At 74.3% G+C, this 24,682-nt stretch carries 27 protein-coding genes; 11 read left to right on the top strand and 16 right to left on the bottom strand.

Going from position 1 to position 24,682, the window contains the following annotated elements; translation table 11 throughout:
- Positions 1-224 precede the first annotated feature (224 nt).
- Positions 225-362: a hypothetical protein gene (locus tag AQJ66_RS39145; protein ID WP_159052678.1), complete on the top strand. Its 138-nt coding sequence runs from the start codon at positions 225-227 to the stop codon at positions 360-362.
- Here AQJ66_RS39145 and AQJ66_RS33125 read toward each other — a convergent pair.
- From AQJ66_RS33125 to AQJ66_RS33115, 3 genes are all read right to left on the bottom strand, one after another.
- Positions 356-703, bottom strand: coding sequence for an ANTAR domain-containing protein (locus AQJ66_RS33125; protein WP_061929397.1), 348 nt, complete (start codon positions 701-703; stop codon positions 356-358). The two genes, AQJ66_RS39145 and AQJ66_RS33125, sit on opposite strands and share 7 nt — an antisense overlap.
- Positions 704-819: 116 nt before the next feature.
- Complete coding sequence (locus AQJ66_RS33120; protein ID WP_061929394.1) at positions 820-1,251, bottom strand: DUF2267 domain-containing protein; 432 nt, start codon at positions 1,249-1,251, stop codon at positions 820-822.
- Positions 1,252-1,340: 89 nt separating this feature from the next.
- Positions 1,341-1,847 (bottom strand): DUF1360 domain-containing protein, encoded by a 507-nt coding sequence (locus AQJ66_RS33115; protein ID WP_061929391.1) that lies wholly within the window; start codon positions 1,845-1,847, stop codon positions 1,341-1,343.
- A gap of 214 nt (positions 1,848-2,061) precedes the next feature.
- Between AQJ66_RS33115 and AQJ66_RS33110 the strand changes: the two genes are divergently transcribed.
- The 9 genes from AQJ66_RS33110 to hypE all read left to right on the top strand — a co-directional run bounded on the left by AQJ66_RS33110 (position 2,062) and on the right by hypE (position 11,099).
- Complete coding sequence (locus AQJ66_RS33110; protein WP_061929388.1) at positions 2,062-2,586, top strand: hypothetical protein; 525 nt, start codon at positions 2,062-2,064, stop codon at positions 2,584-2,586.
- Between the two features lie 134 nt (positions 2,587-2,720).
- Complete coding sequence (locus tag AQJ66_RS33105) at positions 2,721-3,089, top strand: hypothetical protein (protein ID WP_061929386.1); 369 nt, start codon at positions 2,721-2,723, stop codon at positions 3,087-3,089.
- 66 nt (positions 3,090-3,155) lie between these two features.
- The gene (locus tag AQJ66_RS33100) at positions 3,156-4,859 is read left to right on the top strand and encodes a hydrogenase maturation protein (protein WP_061929383.1); all 1,704 of its coding nucleotides are present in this window, start codon (positions 3,156-3,158) and stop codon (positions 4,857-4,859) included.
- Complete coding sequence (locus AQJ66_RS33095; RefSeq protein WP_061929380.1) at positions 4,856-5,446, top strand: hydrogenase maturation protease; 591 nt, start codon at positions 4,856-4,858, stop codon at positions 5,444-5,446. The genes AQJ66_RS33100 and AQJ66_RS33095 overlap by 4 nt, the downstream gene beginning before the upstream one ends.
- A 62-nt stretch (positions 5,447-5,508) precedes the next feature.
- Positions 5,509-6,234: a hydrogenase nickel incorporation protein HypB gene (gene hypB / locus AQJ66_RS33090; protein WP_061929378.1), complete on the top strand. Its 726-nt coding sequence runs from the start codon at positions 5,509-5,511 to the stop codon at positions 6,232-6,234.
- On the top strand, positions 6,231-8,585 hold the full coding sequence (gene hypF / locus AQJ66_RS33085) for a carbamoyltransferase HypF (protein ID WP_061929374.1): 2,355 nt from the start codon (positions 6,231-6,233) through the stop codon (positions 8,583-8,585). The genes hypB and hypF overlap by 4 nt, the downstream gene beginning before the upstream one ends.
- A gap of 3 nt (positions 8,586-8,588) precedes the next feature.
- Positions 8,589-8,879 (top strand): HypC/HybG/HupF family hydrogenase formation chaperone, encoded by a 291-nt coding sequence (locus AQJ66_RS33080; RefSeq protein ID WP_061929371.1) that lies wholly within the window; start codon positions 8,589-8,591, stop codon positions 8,877-8,879.
- The gene (gene hypD, locus AQJ66_RS33075; protein WP_061929368.1) at positions 8,876-10,018 is read left to right on the top strand and encodes a hydrogenase formation protein HypD; all 1,143 of its coding nucleotides are present in this window, start codon (positions 8,876-8,878) and stop codon (positions 10,016-10,018) included. Before AQJ66_RS33080 ends, hypD begins: the two co-directional genes overlap by 4 nt.
- Positions 10,011-11,099, top strand: coding sequence for a hydrogenase expression/formation protein HypE (hypE, locus tag AQJ66_RS33070; protein WP_061929365.1), 1,089 nt, complete (start codon positions 10,011-10,013; stop codon positions 11,097-11,099). Before hypD ends, hypE begins: the two co-directional genes overlap by 8 nt.
- Before the next feature lie 55 nt (positions 11,100-11,154).
- On the opposite strand, the gene hypA is transcribed toward hypE, so the two are convergent.
- The 10 genes from hypA to AQJ66_RS33025 all read right to left on the bottom strand — a co-directional run bounded on the left by hypA (position 11,155) and on the right by AQJ66_RS33025 (position 19,367).
- On the bottom strand, positions 11,155-11,502 hold the full coding sequence (gene hypA / locus AQJ66_RS33065; RefSeq protein ID WP_061929362.1) for a hydrogenase maturation nickel metallochaperone HypA: 348 nt from the start codon (positions 11,500-11,502) through the stop codon (positions 11,155-11,157).
- Positions 11,503-11,507: 5 nt separating this feature from the next.
- Complete coding sequence (locus AQJ66_RS39575; RefSeq protein ID WP_167359207.1) at positions 11,508-11,657, bottom strand: hypothetical protein; 150 nt, start codon at positions 11,655-11,657, stop codon at positions 11,508-11,510.
- Between the two features lie 69 nt (positions 11,658-11,726).
- Positions 11,727-11,933: a hypothetical protein gene (locus AQJ66_RS33060; protein ID WP_061929359.1), complete on the bottom strand. Its 207-nt coding sequence runs from the start codon at positions 11,931-11,933 to the stop codon at positions 11,727-11,729.
- Positions 11,934-11,954: 21 nt separating this feature from the next.
- Positions 11,955-12,551: a DUF5947 family protein gene (locus tag AQJ66_RS33055; protein ID WP_061929356.1), complete on the bottom strand. Its 597-nt coding sequence runs from the start codon at positions 12,549-12,551 to the stop codon at positions 11,955-11,957.
- The gene (locus AQJ66_RS33050) at positions 12,548-13,111 is read right to left on the bottom strand and encodes a NifU family protein (RefSeq protein WP_061929352.1); all 564 of its coding nucleotides are present in this window, start codon (positions 13,109-13,111) and stop codon (positions 12,548-12,550) included. The genes AQJ66_RS33055 and AQJ66_RS33050 overlap by 4 nt, the downstream gene beginning before the upstream one ends.
- Positions 13,104-14,897 carry a nickel-dependent hydrogenase large subunit gene (locus tag AQJ66_RS33045; RefSeq protein ID WP_061929349.1) on the bottom strand — a complete coding sequence of 598 codons (1,794 nt, stop codon included), beginning with the start codon at positions 14,895-14,897 and terminating at the stop codon, positions 13,104-13,106. The genes AQJ66_RS33050 and AQJ66_RS33045 overlap by 8 nt, the downstream gene beginning before the upstream one ends.
- A gap of 63 nt (positions 14,898-14,960) precedes the next feature.
- Positions 14,961-16,049: an NADH-quinone oxidoreductase subunit B family protein gene (locus tag AQJ66_RS33040; RefSeq protein ID WP_061929346.1), complete on the bottom strand. Its 1,089-nt coding sequence runs from the start codon at positions 16,047-16,049 to the stop codon at positions 14,961-14,963.
- The gene (locus AQJ66_RS33035; protein WP_061929343.1) at positions 16,046-16,591 is read right to left on the bottom strand and encodes a hemerythrin domain-containing protein; all 546 of its coding nucleotides are present in this window, start codon (positions 16,589-16,591) and stop codon (positions 16,046-16,048) included. The genes AQJ66_RS33040 and AQJ66_RS33035 overlap by 4 nt, the downstream gene beginning before the upstream one ends.
- Complete coding sequence (locus tag AQJ66_RS33030; protein ID WP_425264324.1) at positions 16,578-18,128, bottom strand: hypothetical protein; 1,551 nt, start codon at positions 18,126-18,128, stop codon at positions 16,578-16,580. The genes AQJ66_RS33035 and AQJ66_RS33030 overlap by 14 nt, the downstream gene beginning before the upstream one ends.
- A 585-nt stretch (positions 18,129-18,713) precedes the next feature.
- A complete protein-coding gene (locus AQJ66_RS33025; protein WP_061929337.1) occupies positions 18,714-19,367 on the bottom strand; it encodes a DedA family protein in 654 nt (217 codons plus the stop codon).
- Between the two features lie 226 nt (positions 19,368-19,593).
- Between AQJ66_RS33025 and AQJ66_RS33020 the strand changes: the two genes are divergently transcribed.
- Positions 19,594-21,156 carry a hypothetical protein gene (locus AQJ66_RS33020; protein WP_061929334.1) on the top strand — a complete coding sequence of 521 codons (1,563 nt, stop codon included), beginning with the start codon at positions 19,594-19,596 and terminating at the stop codon, positions 21,154-21,156.
- 28 nt (positions 21,157-21,184) lie between these two features.
- On the opposite strand, the gene AQJ66_RS33015 is transcribed toward AQJ66_RS33020, so the two are convergent.
- The 3 genes from AQJ66_RS33015 to AQJ66_RS33005 are packed head-to-tail and all read right to left on the bottom strand — an operon-like array spanning position 21,185 to position 24,669.
- Entirely contained in the window at positions 21,185-21,961 is a 777-nt protein-coding gene (locus AQJ66_RS33015; RefSeq protein WP_061929332.1) for an enoyl-CoA hydratase/isomerase family protein, read from the bottom strand.
- A complete protein-coding gene (locus AQJ66_RS33010; RefSeq protein ID WP_061929330.1) occupies positions 21,958-23,241 on the bottom strand; it encodes a cytochrome P450 in 1,284 nt (427 codons plus the stop codon). The genes AQJ66_RS33015 and AQJ66_RS33010 overlap by 4 nt, the downstream gene beginning before the upstream one ends.
- Positions 23,242-23,301: 60 nt before the next feature.
- The gene (locus AQJ66_RS33005) at positions 23,302-24,669 is read right to left on the bottom strand and encodes a cytochrome P450 family protein (protein WP_061929582.1); all 1,368 of its coding nucleotides are present in this window, start codon (positions 24,667-24,669) and stop codon (positions 23,302-23,304) included.
- Between the last annotated feature and the right edge of the window lie 13 nt (positions 24,670-24,682).

The following is a 24,682-nucleotide window of genomic DNA, read 5'->3' as shown; positions in this document are numbered from 1 at the left end:
GGTCACCCGCCTCCGATCCCGCCTCGGACCTGACGGCCCGTCACTCGCTCAAGAACGGTAAGGGCAACCCCGGGACACCGGCCGGACAACGCGCCCAGGGCCGCACGTGGCGCGCCGGGCGCCTCGCGCCCCGCGGACGGTCACAGGAACTTCACAACGTGCCGGCGTTGGGTGCTCGGGCGCGGGGGCACCCGGGCCGGGTCCTCGGCAGGGAGGGTCCCGCCATGATCGTCGTCGCGCTTCTGCTGCTCCCCGTCCTCAGCCTGCTGCTCTACGGTCTGGACCGGGTCGAGGACCACTGGGTCACCAGGCCCCCCGGGCCCCGCCACGCCCGGCGCCGGCGTCCGGCCGGACGTCACTGACCGGGCGTGACCGGGCGGTAGCGGGTGATCGCCCGGCCCAGCTCAGAGCGCTCCGCCTCGGGGAGCGGGCCGCCCTGGGCGTAGGCGAGGACGTGCTCGGCGACCGTGCGCAGCTTGGTGTTGGTGCGCTGGGAGACGTCCCGCAGCGCCCGCCAGGCCTCCTCCGGCGCGAGCTGCCCGAGGACCACCACGGCCCCGATGGCCTGGTCGATCACCGCGTGCGACCGCACCGCGTGCTGCAGATGCCGGTTCTCGTCACCCAGCCGCTCGTACGCCTGGGCGAGGTCGGTGGCGGAGAGCAGGACCAGTGGCTGGTGGCGGGAGAGCGCGAAGAAGGCCATGGAGCACCTTTGCGAACGGGGACATCACCTCTCGGCTGCCCTCCGGTGACCCCCCGCACACGCGGGGAAACAGCCCCGCGACCACCGTCACACCGGCCGGCCCGCGTCGCTGCCGCTCAGCCCGTCTCGCCGCCGTCCGCGGCGCGCCCCACGGGCAGCAGGTCCCGGATGTCCGGGGGCAGCGCCCCGGCCATCCGCTCGGTCAGCTCGGGAGCGAGGGCGGCGTCCAGCACCTCCAGGACGGCGGCGGCCTCGCGCAGCGCCGTGTCCTCGTCCGTGCCGGCCCGGCCGGCGATCCGCCCGGCGAAGACGGTCAGCCCGAACCGCTCGCCCGCCGTTCCCGCGTCGGCTCCGGCGCCCGCCTGAGCCGCCTCCCGCATGGCGGCCGCCAGGTCCGGCGGCAGCTGGGCGGCCACGTGGCGGGCGAGACCGGACGGCAGCCGCTCCGACAGCGTGCTGACCACGGCGTGCGCCGCCCGCTCGGCCGACCGCCGGTCGGGCAGCGCGGCGAGTGCCTGCACTTTTCCGATCATCTCGTCGTGATGCATGGGCCGGCTCCTTCCTCACGGAGGTGGCGCCCGGACGCCCCGCAACCGGCGAGTACCCACCCATCGGGCCGTCCTACGGCCCGCGGTGCTCAGTCCTCGGTCGCCGCCTGCGTCCAGGTCCACGCGTACTGCAGCCAGTCGGCCACCGTGACCGCCGCGAAGCCGCCGCAGACCAGGCGGGTCAGCCGGGGCGAGGCGGTGTACGAGCAGACCAGCGCCGTGGCCGTCCACGCCGAGGTGCAGAACGGGCAGGACAGCAGATCGCCCACCGCCCGCCGCACCCCGCGGCCCCGCGGCTCGTCCATCACCTCGCTCGCCTCGCCCTCACCGGAGCGGTGCGTGAACGGGGCGCGCAGAAAACTCGTGATCTTGTCCCGGGTCAGCAGCCTGGACGTCTTGTAGGCCGCGGCACCCAGCAGGGCGACGTCCCACGGCGGCACCTCAGGCGGCAGCCGCACGCCCCGGGACCGGGCCACCAGGGCGTAGGTGCCTACGCTCGCCGCGAAGACGGAGGCGAGCACGGCGTAGCCCGCGAGGGGGACGTCACCCTCGTCGTCGTAGTGTCCGGCGTCCGTTCGTCCGGCGTCCGTCGTCATGGGGCCTCCTGGTACGGCCGGGTACGGCCCGGCACGGCCCACCCGGTGGCGGGGCGCCCCGAGTTCCCCCGGTCCCCGGGGCCACACGCCGCCGTCGGCGCGGCGTGGCCGAGGCCACATATGACGAAGGTCCCAGCCGCGCCCTGCCGCGCCGGACCCGGGACTACCGTGGGGACGAGCCCCTGTTCCCATACGCACCACGGACGGCCCGGCAGTGCTCACCGATCTCTCTCCCCTCATCGCCGCGACGGCCCGCTGGCTGACCGGCGCCTACCCGCCGTGCGGCGGCGCGCTGGCCTCGGCCCTGTGCGAGGCGCAGGCCCGGCAGGCCGTGACGGTCGCGGCATGGCTGCGGTACCCGACCGAGATCGACGCCGGTCTCGTCACCCTGTCCGGCCCGGGCGGCGCCGCCCGCCTGGACTGGATCACCGGTGCGGACGCCGGCGACGCCGCCGGCGAGGAGTGGGCGTGGCGCACCTGGGTGGACGAGGTCGTCGCCAGCTGGGCCGCGGCCCTGCTGACCGACCCCGCGCTGGCCGTGCTGGCCGTCGGCGCCGTCGCCGGCGGGGAGCACACCTCGGGCCTGCCGGTCGAGTTCCGGCGCCTGCTCGCACCCGACGACAGCGACCGGCGGGCCGCGGCACTGCTGCGCCACCCCGACTTCCTCGCGCCGGTGGCCGGACTCCACCAGGACCAGCTCCTGGACCGTCTGCTCCCGGGCCCGGCCCTCGCCGCCTGACGGCCGGGGGCCAGCTGCCGGCGCCCCCCCTGCCGCCGCCCGGGCCCCGTGCGTCCGCGTCCCCCACCGGGTCGGACCTGTCTGCGGGGGTATGTCCCGGCCGTCGTCGCCCGTCCGCGGGGTAAGCGTGGCGCATGACCTTCCAGAACCCCGTCCACCGCGGCGGCGCGCGCCGCGGCCGGTTCGAGCAGCTCGCCGAGTACGCCTCCAACTTCACCAGCTCCCCGGCCTTCTTCCTCTTCTGCCTCCTCCTCGTCGGCTTCTTCCTCACCGCCCACGCCGCTCACCTCGACATCGAACTGCTGCTGCTCGCGGGCGAGTCCATGACCGCCGTGACCCTGCTGCTGCTGGCGCTGCTGAAGAACGCCGAGATGCGGGCGGAGCACGCCATCCAGCGCAAGCTCGACGCGATCGCCGCCGCCCTGCTCGAAGCGCACGAGGACGGGAAGGGGAAGGCCTTCGAGGACCTGAGGAATGCGATCCGAATGGAGGAAGAGACCTGAGCGGGGCGGACGAAACGCCGTAGGGGTTCTTCCCGGGATCCCGGCGAGCGACGAACATGCCGTGTCATGGACATTCTGCTCGTCGCCAGCGCGTTCAACAGTCTCTCCCAGCGGGTGTACGCCGAGCTGTCGGACCGGGGACACCGGGTGGACGTCGTGCTCGACACGCACGGGCCCGACGCCGTCCGGGCCGCCGTCCACGAGCTGCGTCCCGACCTGGTCGTCGCGCCTATGCTCAGGACCGCCCTGCCCGAGGACGTCTGGCGGGAGCACACCTGCCTGATCGTGCACCCCGGGCCGCCCGGCGACCGGGGGCCCTCCTCGCTGGACTGGGCGATCGCCGACCGGGCTCCGTCCTGGGGCGTGACGGTGCTGCAGGCGGAGGCGGCCATGGACGCGGGGGACATCTGGGCGTCGCAGTCGTTCCCCGTGCCGCCCGTCGGCAAGAGCGACCTGTACCGCAACGAGGCCTCGGACGCCGCCGCGGCCGCCGTTCTGCTCGCCGTCGAACGGTACGCGGGCGCCTCCTACAAGCCGCGGCCCCAGACCGGCGACTTCGTACCCGTCGTGTGGCGCGACTTCCTCCGGCAGGAGCGGCGCCGGATCGACTGGGAGAACGACAGCACCGACACCGTGCTGCGCAAGCTCCGCGGCGCCGACTCCCAGCCGGGCGTCCTGGACGAACTCCTCGGTCACGAGGTGTTCCTGCACGGGGGGCACCCCGAGGACCAGCTCCGCGGCCGGCCCGGCGAACTGCTCGCCACCCGGGCGGGCGCGGTGTGCCGGGCCACCCGTGACGGCGCCGTGTGGATCCCGGAACTGCGCCCCCGCAAGAGCTCCGGTGACCCGGCGCCCTTCCGGCGCCCCGCCGCCTCCGTCCTCGCGTCCTTCTCCGTGACGCTTCCGGAGGCCCCCGTCCCGCTCGACCTGCCCGCGGACCGCCGGACCTGGACCGACATCCGCTACCGGCAGCAGGGCGACGTCGGCTTCCTCGACTTCTCCTTCCCCGGCGGCGCCATGAGCACCGACCAGTGCCGCAGGCTGCTCGCCGCCTACGAGTACGCGCTCGCCCGGCCCACCTCCGTGCTCGTGCTCGGCGGGGCCCGCGACTTCTTCTCCAACGGCATCCACCTGAACGTCATCGAGGCGGCCGCCGACCCCGCCGAGGAGTCGTGGGCGAACCTCAACGCCATGGACGACCTCGTCGAGGCGGTGCTGCGCACCACCGACCGGCTGGTGGTGGCCGCGCTCGCCGGAAACGCGGCGGCCGGCGGCGTCATGCTCGCCCTCGCCGCCGACCAGGTGTGGTGCCGCACCGGCGCCGTCCTCAACCCGCACTACCGGCGGATGGGGCTGTACGGCTCCGAGTTCTGGACGTACACGCTGCCGCGCCGCGTCGGCGACGGCACCGCGCGCCGGCTGACCACGCAGGCACTGCCGGTCAGCGCCGCGTCGGCCGAGTGGCTCGGGCTCGTGGACCGGCTGGTGCCCGCCGGGGCCGGGGACTTCGCCGCCGAGGCCGAACTCCTCGCCGCCGGCCTCGCCGCCGCCCCCGACCTGCGGCAACGGATCGCCGCCAAGGCCGCGGCGCGCCGCGCCGACGAGCAGGAGCGGCCCCTTGCGGACTACCGGCGCGACGAACTCGCCCGCATGCACGCCATCTTCTTCGACCCCACCGCCCCGTACCACGCCCTGCGCTCCGCCTTCGTCCGCAAACGGCCCACCGGCTCACCCCGCCCCCTGACCATGCCGGCCGGAGACACCGCGTGACCCCCTCGGCCGCCCGGCTGCTCGTCGCCGGTGTCGGGAACATCTTCCTCGGCGACGACGCGTTCGGGCCCGAGGTCATCCGGGCCCTCGGGGAGCGGCCGCTGCCGGACGGGGTGCTCGTGCGGGACTTCGGCATCCGGGGGATGGACCTCGCCTACACGCTGCTGGACGGCTACGACACCGCCGTCCTGGTCGACGCGGCCGCCCGCGGGCACGCCCCCGGCACGCTCAGCCTGATCGAGGCGGAACCCCCCGACGGCACGGCCGTGCCCGAGGCCCACGGGATGGACCCGGAGAAGGTCCTCGCCCTGGCCGCCCACCTGGGCGACGAACCGCTGCCCCGGGTCCTGGTGCTGGCCTGCGAGCCGGGCCTGCTGCCGAGCGGCGACGAGGACATCCTGCCCGGACTCGGCATGGAGGTGCGCGAGGCGGTCGGCCGGGCCGTCGACGCCCTGCACACGCTCGTCCCCGTCCTGCTCGCCGACCCGGCCGCGCCGGCACCGCCGTTGGGCCGCCCGGTGGAATCCGGGGCCCCGCGCGCGGCTGCGCTGCACGGCGTCGTCCCCGGCGCGGCCGAAGATCGGTGAGACCCCGGGACGCACCGGACGCGGCCGGGGCTCCGCCTACCGATCGGTGAGGAGCTGCGCCCATGTGCCGGTCCGACGTCAAGCAGGCCGTCCTGGCGAAGAACGACGACCTGGCCGCGAGCCTGCGCGACGACCTGGCCCGGCAGCGCGTCACCCTGGTGAACCTGCTCTCCAGCCCGGGCAGCGGCAAGACGGAACTCCTCGGCCGGGTCCTGGCCCTGGCGGTGCGGCGCGGCACCCCGGTCGCCGCGCTCACCGCCGACCTCGCCACCGAGAACGACGCCGCGCGGCTGGCGCGCTCGGGCGCGCCGGTCCAGCAGCTCCTCACCGACGGGCTCTGCCACCTGGAGGCCCGCCAGGTCCGCGGCCGCCTCGAGGGCTGGCTGCCGCCGGACACCGCCGTGCTGTTCGTGGAGAACGTCGGCAACCTCGTGTGCCCGGCGTCCTACGACCTCGGCGAGACCCTGCGGATCGTGCTCATGGCGGTGACCGAGGGCGAGGACAAGCCGCTGAAGTACCCCACCGCGTTCGGCTCCGCGCACCTCGTCGTCATCACCAAGACCGACCTCGCGGAACCGGCCGGCTTCGACGAGGCCGCCTTCCGGGCGAACGTCCAGCGGGTCAACCCCGGGGTGGAGATCGTACGGTCGTGCGCGCGCACCGGAGACGGCGTCGGCACCCTCCTGGAGCGTGCCCTCGCCGCCCGGGACGGAGCCCCGGCGCACCGGCCCCCGCTCGCCCCCCACCCCCACGGCCACCACCACCCCGCGTCCGCGGCCCTGTCGTGACCGCGCCCGTCACCGGGCCGGTCCGCCGCCGCATCACCGTGCGCGGCACCGTGCAGGGCGTCGGCTTCCGGCCGTACGTGCACCGCCTGGCCGCCGACCTCGCCCTCGCCGGGTTCGTGAGCAACACCGCCGACGGCGTGCTCATCGAGGTGGAGGGCCCGGCCGGTGAGGTGGACCGGTTCCACGGCCGGCTGACCGAGCAGCCGCCCCCGCTCGCCACCGTCACCGCGATCGGCTCCGAGGACCTCCCCGCCACCGGCGCCACCGGCCCCTTCACCATCCGCTCCACGGAGCAGTCCCCGGGCCGCACCCAGCTTCCGCCCGACACCGCGACCTGCGCCGACTGCCTGCGCGAACTGGCCGACCCCGCCGACCGCCGGCACCGCCACCCGTTCATCACCTGCACCCACTGCGGCCCCCGGTTCACCATCGCCACCGCGATGCCCTACGACCGCGCGGCCACCACCATGGCCGGCTTCCCGCTGTGCCCCGCCTGCGCCCGCGAGTACGGCGACCCCGCCGACCGGCGCTTCCACGCCCAGCCCGTCGCCTGCCCCGACTGCGGCCCGCGGCTGCGCCTGGTCCCGGCCGACGGCACCGATGTGCGCCCGGCCCGGGACGCCGAGGCCCTGGCCACGGCACGGGCCCTGCTCGCCGCCGGGCGGATCGTCGCCGTCAAGGGCGTCGGCGGCTACCACCTGGCCTGCGACGCCACCGACGCCCGCGCCGTCGCCACCCTGCGCCGCCGCAAGGAGCGGGGCGGCAAGGCGTTCGCGGTCATGTGCGCCGACCTCGCCACCGCCGAGCGCGTCGCGCACCTCTCCGCCGCCGAGCGCGCCGCGCTCACCGGCCCCCGGCGCCCCGTCGTCCTGCTGCGCAGGCGCACCGAGGCGGGCGGTCCCCGCCTCGCCGACCAGGTCTGCCCGGGCAGCCCGCACGTGGGCGTGATGCTGCCCTACACCCCCGTGCACACCCTGCTGCTGGGGCTGCCCGGCGATCCCCCCGGCCCCCGGGTGCTGGTGATGACCAGCGGCAACCGCTCCGGCGAACCCATCGTCACCGACGACGCCGAGGCGCTGACCCGCCTCGCCGGGCTGGCCGACGCCTGGCTGGCCCACGACCGGCCCGTCGCCTCCCCGTGCGACGACTCCCTGCTGCGGGTGCGCCCCGACGGCAGCACACAGGTGCTGCGCCGGTCGCGCGGCCACGTGCCCCGCCCGCTGCGGCTGCCGGTACCGGTGCGCCCCACGCTCGCCGTCGGCGGCGACCTGAAGAACGCCCTGTGCCTCGGCGAGGGCGACCAGGCCTGGCTCGGCCCGCACATCGGCGACATGGGCGACCTGGCCACCCTGGAGGCCGCCCGGCGGGCCGAACGGCACCTCGCCCGCCTCACCGGCGTCACCCCGCGGCTGATCGCCGCCGACCGGCACCCCGGCTACCACTCCACGGGCTGGGCCCGCCGCCGCGCGCGCCAGCTGGGCGCCGCGGCCCCGGTCCTGGTCCAGCACCACCACGCCCACGTCGCCTCGGCCATGGCCGAACACGGCCTCGACGGCACCACCCCGGTCATCGGCGTCGCCTTCGACGGCACCGGCTACGGCGACGACGGCACCGTGTGGGGCGGCGAGATCCTGCTCGCCGGCTACACCGGCTACCGGCGCTTCGCCCACCTGGCCCCCGCCCCCCTGCCCGGCGGGGACGCGGGCGTCGCCAACCCCTGCCGGCTGGCGCTGGCCCGGCTGTGGGCGGCCGGGCTGCCGTGGGAGCCGGACCTGCCGAGTGTCCTGGCCTGCCCGGACGCCGAACTGGCCGTGCTGAGAAGGCAGTTGGAGCGGCAGGTGGCCTGCGTGCCCACGTCCAGCATGGGCCGCCTCTTCGACGCGGTGTCGTCCCTGGCCGGGGTGTGCCACCGCGCCGGCTACGAGGCACAGGCCGCGCTGGAGCTCGAGGCCGCCGCGGCCCGGGCCTGGCACGCGGACACGGCGGCGTACCCCTTCGCCGTGACCGGCGCGGACCCGGTCGTCTGCGATCCCGCCCCGGCCCTGGCGGCGCTGCTCGCGGACCGGCGGCGCGGCGTCCCCGCGCCCGAACTGGCCGCCCGCTTCCACCGGGGCGCCGCGCGGGCCGTCGCGGAGATCTGCCGCCGGGCCCGCGCCGCGACCGGCCTGACCGCGGTCGCCCTCACCGGCGGCGTCTTCGCCAACGGCCTGCTGGAGGAGGAGTGCGCCTCCCTGCTGGCCGGGGACGGGTTCACCGTCCTGCGGCACGGCGAAGTCCCCCCGAACGACGGCGGGCTGGCGCTCGGCCAGCTCATGGTCGCGGGAACAGCAACCCACCACGAGACGGAGTGACCCATGTGTCTGGCCGTGCCCGGCAAGGTCGTCGCCATCGACGACGGCGCCGACCCGCTCACCGGGCTGATCGACTTCGGCGGAGTACGCAAGCAGGCCTGCCTGGAGTACCTGCCCGACGTACGGGTGGGCGAGTACGTGATCGTCCACGTCGGGTTCGCGCTGCAGCGCCTGGACGAGGAGTCGGCGCGGGCGTCCCTGGAGCTGTTCGAGCAACTGGGACTGCTGGAGGAGGAGTTCGGTGACGCCTGGGAGCAGGCGGCCCGGCAGGAGAGCGGGAGTGAGGTCCGATGAAGTACATCGACGAGTTCAACGACCCTGATCTGGCCCGCCGGCTGCTGGACGAGATCCACGCCACGGTCACCCGGCCCTGGGCCCTGATGGAGGTCTGCGGCGGCCAGACGCACTCCATCATCCGGCACGGCATCGACCAGCTCCTGCCGGAAAAGGTCGAGTTGATCCACGGCCCCGGCTGCCCGGTGTGCGTCACCCCGCTCGAGGTCATCGACAAGGCGCTGGCGATCGCCGCCCGCCCCGAGGTGATCTTCTGCTCGTTCGGCGACATGCTGCGCGTGCCCGGCACCGACCGCGACCTGTTCCGGGTCAAGGGCGAGGGCGGCGACGTACGCGTCGTGTACTCCCCGCTCGACGCCCTCGACCTCGCCCGCAAGAACCCCGGCCGGCAGGTCGTGTTCTTCGCCATCGGCTTCGAGACCACCGCCCCCGCCAACGCCATGGCCGTCCACCAGGCCCGCCGCCTGGGCCTGGACAACTTCAGCCTGCTGGTGTCGCACGTCCGGGTCCCCCCGGCGATCGAGGCCATCATGTCGGCCCCCGCCTGCCGGGTGCAGGGCTTCCTCGCCGCCGGGCACGTGTGCAGCGTCATGGGTACCGCCGAGTACCCGGCACTCGCCGAGAGGCACCGGGTGCCGATCGTGGTGACCGGCTTCGAACCCCTGGACATCCTCGAAGGCGTCCGCCGCGCCGTGCACCAGCTGGAGCGCGGCGAGCACCGGGTGGACAACGCCTACCCCCGGGCCGTGCGCGACCAGGGCAACCCGGCGGCCCTGCGCATGCTCGAAGAGGTCTTCGAGGTCGCCGACCGCAACTGGCGCGGCATCGGCCGCATCCCCGCCAGCGGCTGGCGGCTGACCGACGCCTTCCGCGCCTACGACGCCGAGTACCGCTTCGACGTCACCGGCATCCGCACCGAGGAACCCGCCGTGTGCCGCGCCGGCGAGGTGCTGCAGGGCCTGATCAAGCCCACCGAGTGCGAGGCGTTCGGCACGGCCTGCACCCCGCGCACCCCGCTCGGCGCCACCATGGTCTCCACCGAGGGCGCCTGCGCGGCCTACTACCTGTACCGCCGGATGAACGGCAGCCCGGCGCCGGGCTCCCGCATCCCGCAGGAGGAGATGAACCCCGTTGGCTGACCTCGCCACCCCCGAAGCGGCCGCCGGCCCCGCAGTCGACCCCGCGAACTGGACCTGCCCCGCCCCCCTGCGCGACCAGCCGGTCGTGGTCATGGGCCACGGCGGCGGCGGCGCCCTGTCCGCCGAGCTGATCGAGCAGGTCTTCGCCCCTGCCTACGGCAACCCCACCCTGGCCGCCCTCACCGACTCGGCCGTCCTGGACCTGGGCGGGGCCCGGCTGGCCTTCTCCACCGACTCCTACGTCGTCCGGCCGCTGTTCTTTCCCGGCGGCAGCCTCGGCGACCTCGCCGTCAACGGCACCGTCAACGACCTCGCGATGAGCGGGGCGCGGCCGGCGTACCTGTCCTGCGCCTTCGTCCTGGAGGAGGGCGTGGAGCTCGCCGTGGTCGGGCGGATCGCCCGCGCCATCGGCACGGCCGCCGAGGCGGCCGGGGTCACCGTGGCCACCGGCGACACCAAGGTCGTCGAGTCCGGGCACGGCGACGGCGTCTACGTCACCACCGCCGGCGTCGGCCTCGTCCCCGACGGCGTCGACATCCGCCCGCAGCGGGCCCGGCCCGGCGACACCGTCGTCGTCAGCGGCCCGATCGGCCTGCACGGCGTGGCGATCATGAGCGTGCGGGAGGGCCTGGAGTTCGGGGTCGAGATCGCCTCCGACACCGCGCCGCTGGCCGGGCTGGTGGCCGCCATGCTGGCGGTCACCCCCGACATCCACGTCCTGCGCGACCCGACCCGGGGCGGCCTGGGCGCCTCCCTGAACGAGATCGCCCGCGCCTCCGGCACCGGCGTCCGGCTGCGCGAACGCGCCATCCCCGTGCCGGACGAGGTGGTCAACGCCTGCGGCTTCCTCGGCCTGGACCCGCTGTACGTCGCCAACGAGGGCCGGCTCGTCGCCTTCGTGCCCCCTGAGCACGCCGAGGCCGTGCTGGCGGCGATGCACGCCCACCCGCAGGGGAGCGGCGCCGCCGTCATCGGCGAGTGCGTGGCGGACCACCCCGGCATGGTCACCGTCGCCACCGGTCTCGGCGGCACCCGGGTGGTGGACCTGCCGCTCGGGGAGCAGCTGCCGCGCATCTGCTGACCCGCCCCGGGACGACGGCCGGCCCCCGCCCTCGAAGGGCGGGGGCCGGCCGCGGTCAGAGCACCGCTTCGACGCCCGTGATCTCCAGCTCCCGGCCGCTGCGCAGCTCCTGCGAGGGCCGGTCGCAGTGCGGGCACCAGAAGAACGGCGGCATGCCGAGCGTGAACTCCTCGGCACACCCGCCGCACCAGGCCCGCGCGGTCACCGGTTCCACGACGAGCCGCGCCCCGGCGAGCGGCGTGCCCTCCCGGGCGACCTCGAACGCGAAGTGCAGCGCGTCCGGGACGACACCGGCCAGCTCGCCGACGCGGACCGTCACCGACGACACCCGGTCCGAGCCGTCCGCACGGGCGATCTCGCCGGCCTGTTCCACGATCGCGGTCGCGATCGACAGCTCGTGCACGGCGCTCAGGGGTACCGGCGGCCCGCGCGCAGGCCACCCGTCATCCGGTAGATGCGCAACTCGCGCAGCACGCCGGGGAGTTCCCTGACGAACAGGGCCGCGACCAGGCCGCCGGCCAGCGCGGCCTGCGCCACCAGCAGCTGACGTCCCGACATCCCCGCTCGCGCGGTTCGCCTTCTCCTGCCGAACTTCATGGCGTCACTCCTGCTCTCTCATCTGCTCTCTCATCCGGGCGAGATGTTCGGCATGGCCTTCACCAGGGCGTCATGCCGCTTCCAGTGGACCCCGGTGGAACGGCGCGCGTCGGAGCTGCCGTCCTCGTGGTGTCCGGGCTGGTGCTGATAGGGGCCCTTGTTGCCCTGGTGCAGCCCGCGCACGTGGGTGGGGGTGTCGGGCTTCGCCTGGGGGCGGCCCACTCGGATGCTGCCCATGTCGGATCTCCTTCCGGGTCCTTACGACCGCTCGGTCAGCTCCCTGAAGAACTGTTCTACGGCCGGCCAGACCCGGCCGCCACCGGACAGGCCCCGCCACTCGCGGCGGATCAGGGCGATCATCCGGTAGCAGTCGTCGACCGGCACGATCCAGTGCTCGTCGAGGCCGCGCACGGTGTTCACCAGCAGCGCCTCGACATCGGGGGTCATGGCGGCGAGCCGCGGAACGGTGGCGGCCAGCCGCTGCCAGGCCGCCGCGTCCACCTCCCACCGCATGGCCCCGGCCGGGCTCGGCCCCTGGGCGGTGACCGTGCCGTCGGAGCGCGGCACGAAGAACACCAGCCCCACCGGGACGCCCAGCACCGCCGTGTCGACCGGCGGCAGCCGCAGCCGGCGCCGGGGCACCAGCCGGTAGCGGCCCTGTCCGCTGCCGTCGTCGGCGAACAGCACCGAGCAGGGGCCGCACACGCACCGCACCTCGTCGGCCCCGGTGTCGTACAGATGGGGGTGCTCGCCGGCCACGCGCGCGGCGCACAGCTCGCAGGTCTCCGCCCCGGCCGCCGCCGCGCGGTCGGCGGCGGACCGGATGACCCGGGCGAGTGCCCCGTCCACGCTCACCGCGCCTCCTGCGGCGCGGCCCGGCGCTTGACGGTCGCCAGCGGTACGAACGCCGGGGCCGCCGTGCGTGCGGCGTCCTCCCGCACCGTCTCCACCGAGGTCAGTTCCGGGGCGACCGCCAGCACCGCCGCCCGGACCGCCTCCTCGACGTCCGAGGAGCCGCCGCCGCACCCGGAACCGCACCCGCCGCCGGTGCTCAGCCGCACCCGCGCCACCGTGCCGTCGGTCCCCGCCCACTCCAGGTCGCCGCCGCGCTCGCGCACCGCGGGCCGCAGCCGCTCGACCGCACGGGCGGCACGGTCCTCCGGGGACTCCGGGTGGATGTCGTGCAGCACCATCAGGTGTCCCACCAGTTCGTCGCCGGCGAGCAGCTCCCCGAGCCGGGTGTCCGCGTGGTCCAGGACCCGCGCGAGGGCCTCGCCGTAGACCTCGGTCAGCAGCCGCACCGCCTCCAGGGCCGGGCCGGGAGCCGGTTCCAGCCCGGCCAGCACCTCGTCGAGGCGGGCGAGCCGCGCCTCCACCGCCGGGTCCGCCAGCCGCGCCGCGCCGGCGTCAGCCATGGTTCGCGCCGTACGTCGGCGAGTGCACCGTGGTCAGGGTCCTGCCCTTGCCCATGTACATGTGGACGCCGCACGGCAGGCAGGGGTCGAAGCTGCGCACGGTCCGCATGATGTCGACGCCCTTGAAGTCGTCCGGCCCGTTCTCCTCGAAGATCGGCTGGCCCTGCACGGCGTCCTCGTACGGCCCGGGGGTGCCGTAGATGTCGCGGGGGCTGGCGTTCCACGGGGTCGGCGGGTACGGGTGGTAGTTGGCGATCTTCTTGTCGCGGATCACCAGGTGATGGGAGAGGACACCGCGCACCGCCTCGTGGAAGCCGCAGCCGATCGACTCGTCCGGCACCTCGAAGTTCTCGTAGACCTTGGTGTCCCCGCTGCGGAGCATCCCCATGGCCTCCTCCAGGAACTGCAGGGCCATGGCGGCGGCGTAGGCGATGAAGTACGGCCGGGCGCGGTCCCGTTCCAGGGTGTTGCTCCACTTCGGGATGCGCCACTCCAGGGTCGTCTCCGGCAGCTTCTCGCCCTTGGGCAGGGTGATGCGGACGGCGCCGCCGGCCGCCTTGACGTACGGCGTGTCGACCAGGCCGCTGAGCGCGGTCGACCACAGCCGGGCGAGCGGACCGCCGCCCGTGTCGAGGGCGAGGTGCTCGCCGCTGTCCTGGTGGTACCAGCGCGGGCTCATCACCCAGCTGTAGTTGCCGTCGAAGTCCCGCTTCTGCGGCACCGGCACGGTGGTCTGGTTCCACGGGTGGCGCATGTCGACGGGGTTGCCGAGCGGGTCGTGGGTGACGAACGGGTCCTCGTTCACCCAGTCCTCGTAGAAGGAGCTGCCCAGCATGATGCGCAGCCCGAGGTTGATGTCGATCAGGTTGTTGGTGACCAGCTTGCCGTCCACGATGACGCCCGGCGTGACGTACATCGCCCGGCCCCACTCGTTCATCGTCGCGTAGCGGTAGTCGACGACGTCCGGGTTCTGGAAGGCGCCCCAGCAGCCCAGCAGGATGCGGCGCTTGCCGACCTCCTCGTAGCCGGGCAGCGCCTCGTAGAAGAAGTCGAAGACGTCGTCGTTCATCGCCACCGCCTTCTTGATGAAGTCGATGACGCGCATCAGGCGGCTGAGGTAGTCGGTGAAGGTGCTCGGCTGCGGCATCGTGCCGACCCCGCCCGGGTACAGCGTGGAGGGGTGCACGTGCCGCCCCTCCATCAGGCAGAACATCTCCCGGGTGATCCGGCTGACCTTCAGCGCCTCCTTGTAGACCTCGCCCTCGAAGGGGTTGAAGGCCTTCATGATGTCGGCGATGGTGCGGTAGCCGTGGACGTCCCCGCGGGGCGCGTCGGTGCGTTCGGCACGGGCCAGGACACCGGGGTTGGTGGCCTTGACCATCGCCTCGCAGAAGTCCACGAAGACCAGGTTGTCCTGGAAGATCGTGTGGTCGAAGATGTACTCCGCCGCCTCGCCCAGGTTGGTGATGTGCTCGGCGAGCTTCGGCGGCTTGACGCCGTAGGCCATCTGCTGCGCGTAGTTGGAGCAGGTGGTGTGGTTGTCGCCGCAGATGCCGCAGATCCGCGAGGTGATGAATCCGGCGTCCCGCGGGTCCTTGCCCTTCATGAACACCGAGTAGCCGCGGAACAGCGACGACGTGCTGTGGCACTCCACGACTTCCTGGTTGGCGAAGTCGATCTTGGTGTAGATACCCAGGTTCCCGATGATCCGGGTGATGGGATCCCAGGACATGTCGACGATCTGCGCGGGTTTGCGCTCGGTGGGCCGGGATTGGGTGGTGGTCATCTGCGGTTCTGCCCCTCGCTGTTCGGGTCGGGCGGATCGGTGGCGGGACGGGGACGGACGGCGTCAGGCGCGCCAGTGCGGGTCGTAACCGCTGGTCAGCTTCTGCTTGTTGTGCCGCCACTTGGGCTCGTGGTTCACCATGTCGTTGGTCAGCCCGCGCAGCCGGCGGATGACCGCCCCGTACGGCCGGATCACCATCGACGACAGCGTGCCGCCCGGGGGTTCGTCCATGAACGGCATGAAGGCGTCGGGGAAGCTGGGCATCGTGCAGCCGATGCAGATGCCGCCGACGTTGGGGCAGCCGCCGATGCCGTTCATCCAGCCGCGCTTGGGTACGTTGCAGTTCACGACCGGGCCCCAGCAGCCCACTTTCACCTGGCACTTGGGGGAGTTGTAGTCCTTCGCGAAGTCGGCCTGCTCGTAGTACGCGGCCCGGTCGCAGCCCTCGTGCACGGTCTTGCCGAACAGCCACTGCGGACGCAGCATGTGGTCCAGCGGCGGCGGGGGAGCGGCGCCCGCCGCGTGCTGGAGCAGCCAGACCAGGGTCTCCATGAAGTTCTCGGGCTGGATGGGACAGCCGGGCACGTTCACCACCGGCAGCGCGGCCTGCGACTTGAAGTCCCAGCCCAGGTAGTCCGCGAGCCCCATGCAGCCGGTCGGGTTGCCGGCCATCGCGTGGATGCCGCCGAAGGTGGCGCAGGTGCCGGCGGCCACCACCGCCCACGCCTTCGGCGCCAGCTGGTCGATCCACCAGTTCAGGGTCTGCGGTTCGCCGGTGTCCGGGTCGTTGCCGAACGACGTCCAGTAGCCGTCGCCCTCGATGATGTTCTGGTTGGGGATCGAGCCCTCGATGACGAGGATGAACGGGGCCAGTTCACCGCGGGCGGCCGCCCGGTAGGGGGCGAGGAAGTCCTCGCCGCCCAGGCTCGGCGAGAGCACCTTGTTGACCAGGTTGACCTTCGGCAGGCCCGGGATGAGACCGAGCACCACGTCCTCGATGGAGGGCTGGCCGGCGGCGGTCAGCGACACGGTGTCGCCGTCGCAGCTCATCCCCTCGGAGATCCAGAGGATGGTGATCTCGTCGAAGCCCTTGCGCTCGTCGGCCCGGCTCGTCTCGCCGCGCACCTCGGTGGTACCGCTCTGGGTGGTCATGTCGTCGGCCTCCGCTGCATTCGGTCTCGGAGTCGGTCGTAGGCCGCGGCCACGGGGGCCGCGAGGGTCAGCGCGGGCGGCTGGTCCGGGGCGTGCGGGTGGGGGCGCGTCGGCGCCGTCCGCCTGGCCCGGCCGATCAGCCCGCCCAGCTCGTCCAGGTCCTCGGGGGAGACGGCCTCCCGCAGCAGGGGCATGAGGACGACCTCCTCCTCCTGGATGTGCTCCGTCAGTTCGCGCCGCAGCTCGGCCACGAGGTCGTCGGCACGCCGGTCGCCCTCGCCCAGCCCGTCGAGTTCGGCGAGCGTCCTCTTCACGCCCATGTGCTCGCTCAGGTGCTCGTCGATCTCCCGCTCACCGTCCGGGAGCACCCTGCGGGCCAGCGGGTACAGGAGCATCTCCTCCAGGGCGGCGTGCCGGGACAGCTCGCGCACCAGCAGCTCCACCACCCCGCGCCGCTGCCGGTCGGAGGCGGCGGCGTCGTAGTCGCGGAACAGCTGCTCGACCATCCGGTGGTCGTGCGCCAGCACCTCAAGGGCGTCCATAGGGCCGTCCCTCCTCCGGCCGGCCGGCCGGACGTCGGGGCCGCGGGGACTGCGGCCGGGGTTCGTGCGCCGGGCCCGGCCCGTCCGCGTGGGGCAGCGGTTCGAGCTCGTCGGGCCGGAAGTAGTGGAAGCGGCCGTACCAGCCGTGCAGTTCGGCGGCCGGGTCGTCGTCCACGGTCACCGCGAGGTGCACGCTGCCGTCCACGTCGTGGAAGACCCCGGCCACCTCGGCCGGCCGTCCGGCCAGGAACATGTCCTGGGCGTCGGCGCCGCGGGCGCGCGGGCGCAGCCGGACCCGGCTGCCGCGGCCGACGGCCACCTCGCCGACGAGCACCGTGTCGGTCGCCGGGGACAGCCCGTCGTCGCCGCCCTCCCGCCACCACGCGGGCCGCTCCGGCGAGGGCGCCGGCCGCCGGGACGCGGGGCCGATCGAGCGGATGGCGCCGTGCAGCCGGGCGAAGACCTCCGGGGGCATGGTGTCGACCCGGTCGATGATCCGTGCGGCCCGCGGGTCGGTGGAGCGGGCCTCGGCCTTCTCCTCGTCCGTCAGCAGCATCGTGCGCAGCGTCAGGATCTCGTCGATCTCCGCCGCGTCGTGCAGATCGCCCGGGCTCTCCGGCGCCACCTGGGGGCGGTCCGGGAGGATGATCGGGGCGGAGAGCACCACCCGGCCGGTCCCGCCGGTCTCCTCCGGCCCGCCGCCGAGCACCGGGAACGTGAAGTCGTTGCGGCAGCCGCGCACCTGCTCGCGCAGGCCCGTGGGCGGATCGATCAGCGAGACGAACTCCACGCCGTCGCCGCCGATCAGCGTGTGGGCGGCCAGCAGCGACTGGCGCAGCGCCTCGGCGCGGGTACATCCGGTGTCCCGGGCGGGCCCGGTGTGCTCGGTGCGCACGCGCAGCCGGCACACGTCGCCGGTGAGCCGCTCGGCGCTGACCGTCGTACGCGCCCGGGCCTCCTCGCGCCGCCGTACGACGCGCCCGGCGCCCCCGGGCAGCGGCTCCGTCCGGATCCCCTCGGGCGCTCCGCAGGCGGCGCCGCAGGCACCGCCCAGCAGTTGCTCCAGGGGCCACTCGATGCCGATCTCGTGCGGCACCGCCTCGTCGAAGGTCAGGTGGGTCGTGCCGTCGTCCGTCCGCAGCGACTCCACCGGCGCGTACCGGCCGTCCGCACCGGCCGCCTCCACCTGCTTGTGCTGGAGCTGCAGGTACCGCACGCGCACCCGGACGACCGCGCCCGGCCGCACCCGCACCAGGCACTCGGTCTGCTGGTACCAGGAGTCGGCGGAGCCGGACACCCCCGGGACGACGGGCCCGTCCGCCTCCACCCAGTCCCGGGGCAGCAGCACCCCGAACTGCCAGCGGACGCGGTTCTTGGCCGAGGACCGGCGGTACGGGTACAGCAGGTACCCCTCGTACAGGACCGCGTCGGCCACGCCGCTCATCTGCGCGAAGACGTCGCCGGACTCCTCGTCCGCCGACGCGCCGCCCGCCTCGGCCACGCATGCCGTGCCGCTCTCGCCGCCCGTCCGAGCCATTGCGCCTCCTCACCACCGGTGCACCGCGGCATCCCTTCCCCCACGGTCACACCCATCACGCCCGCTCGCCCCTCCGGCGGACCGGCATTGGGCCGGTCAGGGGACGCGAGGAGGCGATGGGCTCCGGATGACGGGGCCGCCGGGGGCGCGCCGCCTCGGGGGGCCTCCGCCGGGAGGGACAGCGTGTCGCCGTCCGCCCCCGGGCAGCAGCCGAGGCCGTGCCGTCGACGAGCGCGTCCATCCGCAGGTCGGCCGTCGCCGTCAGCGGTGACTGCGTGGTCCCGGGACGGTGCGAGCCGGGCAGGCCCCGGTTCCGTACGGGTGGAGTGCTCGGGGCCTTCCGGCAGGTGTGGCCGTCGGGGCCGGTGCGGTCCCGGAGGGAGGCGTGCCGTGGGCGGCGGGCCTTCCGCCGATGGGGGAAGCCGGGGGGAGCGTGTCGCCATCCGTCCACGGGCGGTACGCCCAGGCCGTGCCCGGCGGCGACGCGCCCCCACCCGCAGGGCGGCCGTCGTCAGCGGCGACTGCGTGGCTTCGGCGGCCGGGCGGGCCTTCCTGCGGGTGCGGCGGCCTCGGGCAGCCGTCCTGTCAGCCGCCGTCGGGGCCGGAGCGCTCCCGGCGGGAGGCGTGCCGTGTCCGGCGGGCCTCCGCCAGCAGGGGCAGCAGGGAGAGCGCGACGACCACGGCGACCAGCGGCAGCAGGTAGTCGTCGACGTGGGAGACCGAGGATCCGAGGAGGTACCCGGCGAGCACGAGGCTCTGCGACCAGAGCAGGCCGCCGACGGTCTGCCAGACGGTGAAGGGCCGCGCGGGCACGCCCAGCGCACCGGCCGCCGGATGCAGAACCGTCCGCACCATCGGGATGAAGCGGCCGAGGACCAGCGCCTTGCCGTAGCCGTAGCGGGCCAGGAGCCGCTCGGCCCGCGCCGCCCCCTCCTTCACGCGCCGGCTGGAGGTGCGCCCGAGCAGGGCCCGCCCGCCGTGCCGACCGAGCACGTACCCCACCTGCCCGCCGGCCACCGCGCCCACGGCCGCGCACAGCAGCACCTGCCACAGCTGGAGCCGCGGGGGATGGTCCGCGCCGGCGGCGCACAGCACGCCCGCCGGGAACAGCAGCGTGTCCCCGGGCAGGAAGAAGCCGACGACCAGCAAACCCGACTCGGCGAAGATCACCGTCAGGACGGCCAGCGCACCGAAGGCAGCGAGCAGCGAGGCGCTGTCCGTCGGATCGACAGCGATCACCGCCCTCGCCTCCCGCCCCGCTCGCCGGCGCTGTCCCTCAAGTGTCCCGTGCCCCCGCCCCGGGCGCCCTGCCACCGGCGCAAGCCGGAGCATCCCGTCCGACCCGGCCGGTGACCGGCACCCGCCGGCGGCCGGCGTCAAAACCCCCTGTCGGGCCCCTGCCGGTGAGCCCTACACTGTCCGATCCGCAGATGTACAGGCGCAGTTGAAACGGGGGGAGCCTGTCATGTCCGGTTTTCCGTACGGTCCGAGCCCGGCCTTCGTGCCGCCGATGCCGTCGGCCCCGCCGCCCGCACCGCCGGACGGTGTGCGCGCGGCCGCGGTCGCGGTGCTGAACCTGAGCGGTCTCGGGCTCGGGTACGCGCTCGTCCGCAGATGGCTCCCGATGGCGGTCTGCTGGGCGGCCACCGCCGTCCTGCTGCTGGTCGCCCTGCCCGCCGACGCCGACGGCGTCCCGGGAGCCGCGCTCGCCGGCTACGCCGTCCTGCTGCTGCTCGCGGCCGTGCACGGCGCGGCCGTCGCCCTGCGCACCCGGCTCACCTGGCCGGGCCGGGCGCCCCTCGCCCTGCTGCTGGGCGTCCTGCTGCTGGCCGTCCCGGCGAGCGGGGCGCTCTGGTACGACGACGCGCACGAGGAGGCCGTGCAGCAGGCCCTCCTGGACCGCCTCGAGCGCGCCGACCGCCTGGTCGCCGAGGCCGGCCGGCAGCCGTTCGCCACCGCGCGGTCCGACTACCGCGACGCCCTGGAGGTCTACCGGGACCTCGCCGTCCACCACGCCGGCTCCCGCGCGGCCGGCCGGGTCCCCGACCGCATGCGGACCTACTACGCCACGGTCGGCGTCGCCTACGGGCACCGGCGGTACTGCGACGCCATAGAGCCGCTGAAGTACCTGCGCACGGTCCCGGGCACCATGCCCGGGAAGGACCTCGGCGCACTGACACGGTGGCCCGACGACCGCCTGGCCACCTCGCTGTACGAGTGCGGATCGGCCGCGCTGGACGCGGGCGGCGACGACTGGCCCACGCGCTTCGGCGACCTGCTCGGCACCTTCCCGCGGTCCGCGCCCGCCGCCGAGGTGGCACCGGCCGTCGACGCCCGGGTGAAGAACGCCGAGAAGGCGGTGCACGGCGGCGACCCGTGCGGCGCCGTCGCGCGGCTGCGCGACCTGAGCGGCAGCATCCGCGACCTGTCCGGGAAGGCGGGCGACGCGGCGGACGACCTGACCGTGTCCGCCGACCGGGCCGGCCGCAGCGGCGACGCGGGGGAGTACGCCTGCGGCGTCGCCCAGTACGGGGACGGCGACTTCGCGGCCGCCCAGAAGACCCTGGAGGGCTACCTCTCCTCCGGCGCGCACGGCGGCGACCGGGCCCGCGCCAAGAAGATCGCGATAGCCGCCGAGGTCGCCCAGACCCTGCCGGCCGCCGGGAAGAAGCTGCCCACCACCGCCTCCGGCGGCAGCATCACGGTCACCGTCAAGAACGACAGCCCGCACGACGTGACCGTCCTCTACACCGGCCCGGTCACCGGCAGCTTCACCCTCAAGGGCTGCGGCGGCTGCAGGTCGTACGCGCTCGTGGACACGCTCCGACCCGGCTTCAAGCCCTGCTCCTCCGGCAGCAGGGACTACCCGCACCGCACGCTCAGCCTCCCGGTCGGCACCACGTACTTCCTGCACAAGCCGCACGGGGACAGCACCGCCACGCCCGCGTCGGACACGGCGAAACTCCGGCCGGGCTACGTCTACACCGAGTGCGCCTACACGACGCGGACACTGGGTTCCAGCTACTGACCGCGCACCCGCGGACGCTCGGCCACCGCTACGGGCGGGACCGGCCGAGCTGCGCGGTCAGCAGGTGGGCGTCGAGCATGGCCACGTCGGCGGTGCGGGCGGCCCGGGAATGGCCCGCGAACATGCGCTTGGTGAGGGTCAGGGCCTCGGGGGAGCGGCGGACCAGGGGCCGGACCCAGGCGGCCACGGTCGCGTCGAGCCGGTCGAGGGGCGCGACCTTGTGCAGCAGCCCGATGCGGTGGGCGGTGGCCGCGTCGAACGTCTCGCACGTCAGCATGAGTTCGCGGATCCGGGCGGCGCCGCCCTCCACGATCAGCCGGCCCATGGCACCGCCCCAGGCGGGGGGCAGGCCGATGCCGATCTCGGGCATGCGGAAGCGGCAGGTGTCGGCTCCCGCGCGCAGGTCGCAGAAGGAGGCCAGCGCGAGACCGGCGCCGATGACCCTGCCGTGCAGCCGGGCGATGGTGACCGCGTGCGTGTTCTCCAGCGCGTCACACACGCGGTACGCCTTGTCGGCGATCCGGCGCATCGCGGCACCGGTCGGGTCCTCGGCCAGCGCGGCCTGGTACTCGCCCCGGTCGGCGCCCAGGCAGAAGTCCTCGCCGTCGGCCGACAGCAGCAGGACCCGGATGTCGGGGCGGTCGTGGAGGCTGTGCAGCAGGGCGGCGAGGTCGTCGAGGGCGGCGACGCCCAGCGTGGCGTCCTGCGCCGGGGGGCTGAGCCGTACCCGGAGCACCGGCCCGTCGTGCTCGACGTGCAGCGCCTTGTACGGGAAGTGGGGGGAGGTGGTGACGAGGTCGGTCATGACAGGGTGACGTCCAGGTTCAGCAGGCGCCGGAAGGCCACGCGGGGCGCCCACGTGGGCCGGCGTACGAGGGTGAGGCGGGGGAAGCGCCGGACCAGCTGGTGGAGCAGGGTCTGCGCCTCCAGGCGGGCCAGCGGCGCGCCGAGGCAGTAGTGGATGCCCCCGCTGAAGGCGAGGTGGGCCGGTCTGCGGTGCAGGTTGAACAGTTCGGGGTCCTCGTGCCGGGCCGGGTCGCGGTTGGCCGCGCCCACCATGAGGTGGACCATCTCGTCCTTGCGGACCTCGGCACCGCCCAGCACGCAGTCCCGGGAGGCGACGCGGCTGATCACGTGGGTGGGCGGGTCGTAGCGCAACGTTTCTTCGACCGCCGCGGGCACGAGGTCGGGATGGACGCTGAGCCACTCCCACTGCCGCGGGTGCTCCAGCAGCAGCAGCGTCATGGTCGACAGCAGGGTGGACGTCGTCTCCAGCGCCGCCAGCAGGACGAACAGCGTCAGGAAGTAGACGGCCTCGTCCGCCTTGTCGCGGTCGCTCTCCAGGCCGTCCCACACGGTGATCCACCGCGAGACGGGGTCGTCCCCGGGATGGGCCCGCCGGTGGCGCACGAGGTCGGTGAAGTAGCCGCGCAGTTCCGCGGTGGCCGCGTCCGACAGCGCCAACTGGCTCGCCGACGGCAGCAGTTCCTGGGTGAAGACCTGGTCGTGGGTGAGATCGCGCAGGCGCGGGAAATCGGCGGCCGGCAGCCCGAGCCAGTGGCCGATCGCGGCGACCGGCAGCTCCTCGCCGACCAGGGCGTTGAAGTCCGCCTCGCCGTCGTGCAGCCGCTCGGCGAGCGTGTCGAGGAGCCGGCTCGTGACGCGGCTCAGCGTGCCGCGCAGCTCCTCCAGCGACGCGCGGTCGAACATGCCCGCCGACCGCCGCACCAGCGTGTGGTCCGGCGGGTTGAGCGCCGGGAGCGTCCTGCTCATCTCCCGCGACGAGGGCGCCGTCCAGCGGGTGCCGTCCCCCTGCCGCTCCCGCCAGCGGGCGTCCGGTTCCAGCCAGTCGCGGCTGCGCAGCACCCGGTCGCACAGGTCGAAGCCGGTGACGAGATGCCCTCCCCAGGGTGCTGCGACGACCGCGCCCCGCGCCCGGAGCTCCGCGTAGATCGGAAAGGGATTGGCCTGGCCCTGCGCCGTTCGCAGCCGTGCGAAGAGCGAGACGGCGAATCGCCTGTCCGAGGGCGGGGTTATCGCAGTCTCCACGACGTCTCCTTTTTGATCTTCCGTGTCAGCCGCCATGCATACCCCACCCACGGCTGACACATACAAGATGACTATGCGTCGCGGGAGTTGCCTACGTCACTCTCCCCTCGTCCACGCCAGGAACCGGCTGAACAGTCCCGGTTTGGCCTTGTGCGCGCCCGGCTGCGCCGCGTGACCCGGTGCGCGGTGGTGCTGTGCGGCCGCCGCGGCGGGCTGCGGCTCCGGTGCGGGTGCCGGTGCGTGCGCCGGCGTCACCGTGCGGGGCGTGAACCGGACCGGCAGCGCCACCAGGGAACGGCTCCACGGGGCCGGCACCCAGCTCAGGTCCTTGAACGGCAGCCGCACCTCGACGTCCGGCAGCCGGTTGAGCAGGGTCTCGACCGCGGTGACGGCGATCACGAACGCCGGGTCCTTGGCGGGGCAGGCGTGCGGCCCGGCACCGAAGGCCAGATGGGCCTTGGCGCTGAGCTGCTCGCGGTGTTCGGCCAGCCGGGGATCGGTGTTGGCGGCCGCGAAGGAGATCACCACCGGGTCGTTCGCCCGCAGCGTCCGGCCGCCCAGGTCCACGTCGTGGGTGGGGTAGTGGGCCGCGTAGTTCGCGATCGGCGCGTAGTTCCACAGCGCCTGCGTGACCGCGTCCTCGACCGGCAGTCCGGCCTGCCAGTCCTCGTCGAGGATCAGTGCGCTGGTGGTGCCGATCGTCGCCGACAGCGGCGCGGTGCCGCCCGAGAGCAGGGTCACGAGCTGGTGCAGCACCTCCTCGTCGGACAGCCGCGCCGAGTGCTCCATCAGACGGGTCGTCAGGTCGTCGCCGGGGCGGCGCCGCTTGAGCGCGATCAGCTCGCCGAGCGCCTCGCCCAGCACCTGGTCCGCGCCGGCCGTGCCGTCGAAGATGCCGCTGATGCCGACGATGACCCGGTCACCGATCTCCGGCGGGCAGCCGAACAGGTCGCTGAAGACCAGCAGCGGCAGCGGCTGGGCGTACTCGGCCATCAGCTCGGCCTGCCCGAGCCGGTCCGAACTGAACCGGCTGATCAGGTAGTCGGCGGACTGCTGGGTCTGCCGGACGAGCTGCAGCTCGTTGACGGTCGCCAGACTGTCGGTGACCGCCTGGCGCAGGCGGGCGTGCGCCGCCCCGTCGCTGAACAGCGCGTTGGGCCGGTAGCCCATCATCGGCAGCGCGGGGCTGTCCTCCGGGACGCGTCCCTCGTTCAGCGCGCGCCAGCGCCGCGAGTCCCGGACGAACGAGGCGGGGTTCTGCAGGATGTACAGGGCGGCGTCGTAGCTGGTGACCAGCTCGACCTCCACCCCGGGGGCGATGTCCACCGGCGCGCTCGGTCCGAGACTGCGCAGGTGCGCGTAGTGGGCGTCGGGATCGGAGCCGAACTGCTGGCCGTAGAGCTGGACGTTGCCGTGGGCGGGGCAGCCGGGCGGAGGCCCTGCTATGCCGGGACGCTGCTGCATGCGGGTCGGGACT

The sequence above is a fragment of the Streptomyces bungoensis genome (assembly GCF_001514215.1).
GTDB lineage: Bacteria > Actinomycetota > Actinomycetes > Streptomycetales > Streptomycetaceae > Streptomyces > Streptomyces bungoensis.
Note: the sequence above shows the minus strand (reverse complement) of the source record. Positions and strands in the feature narration are given on the sequence as shown.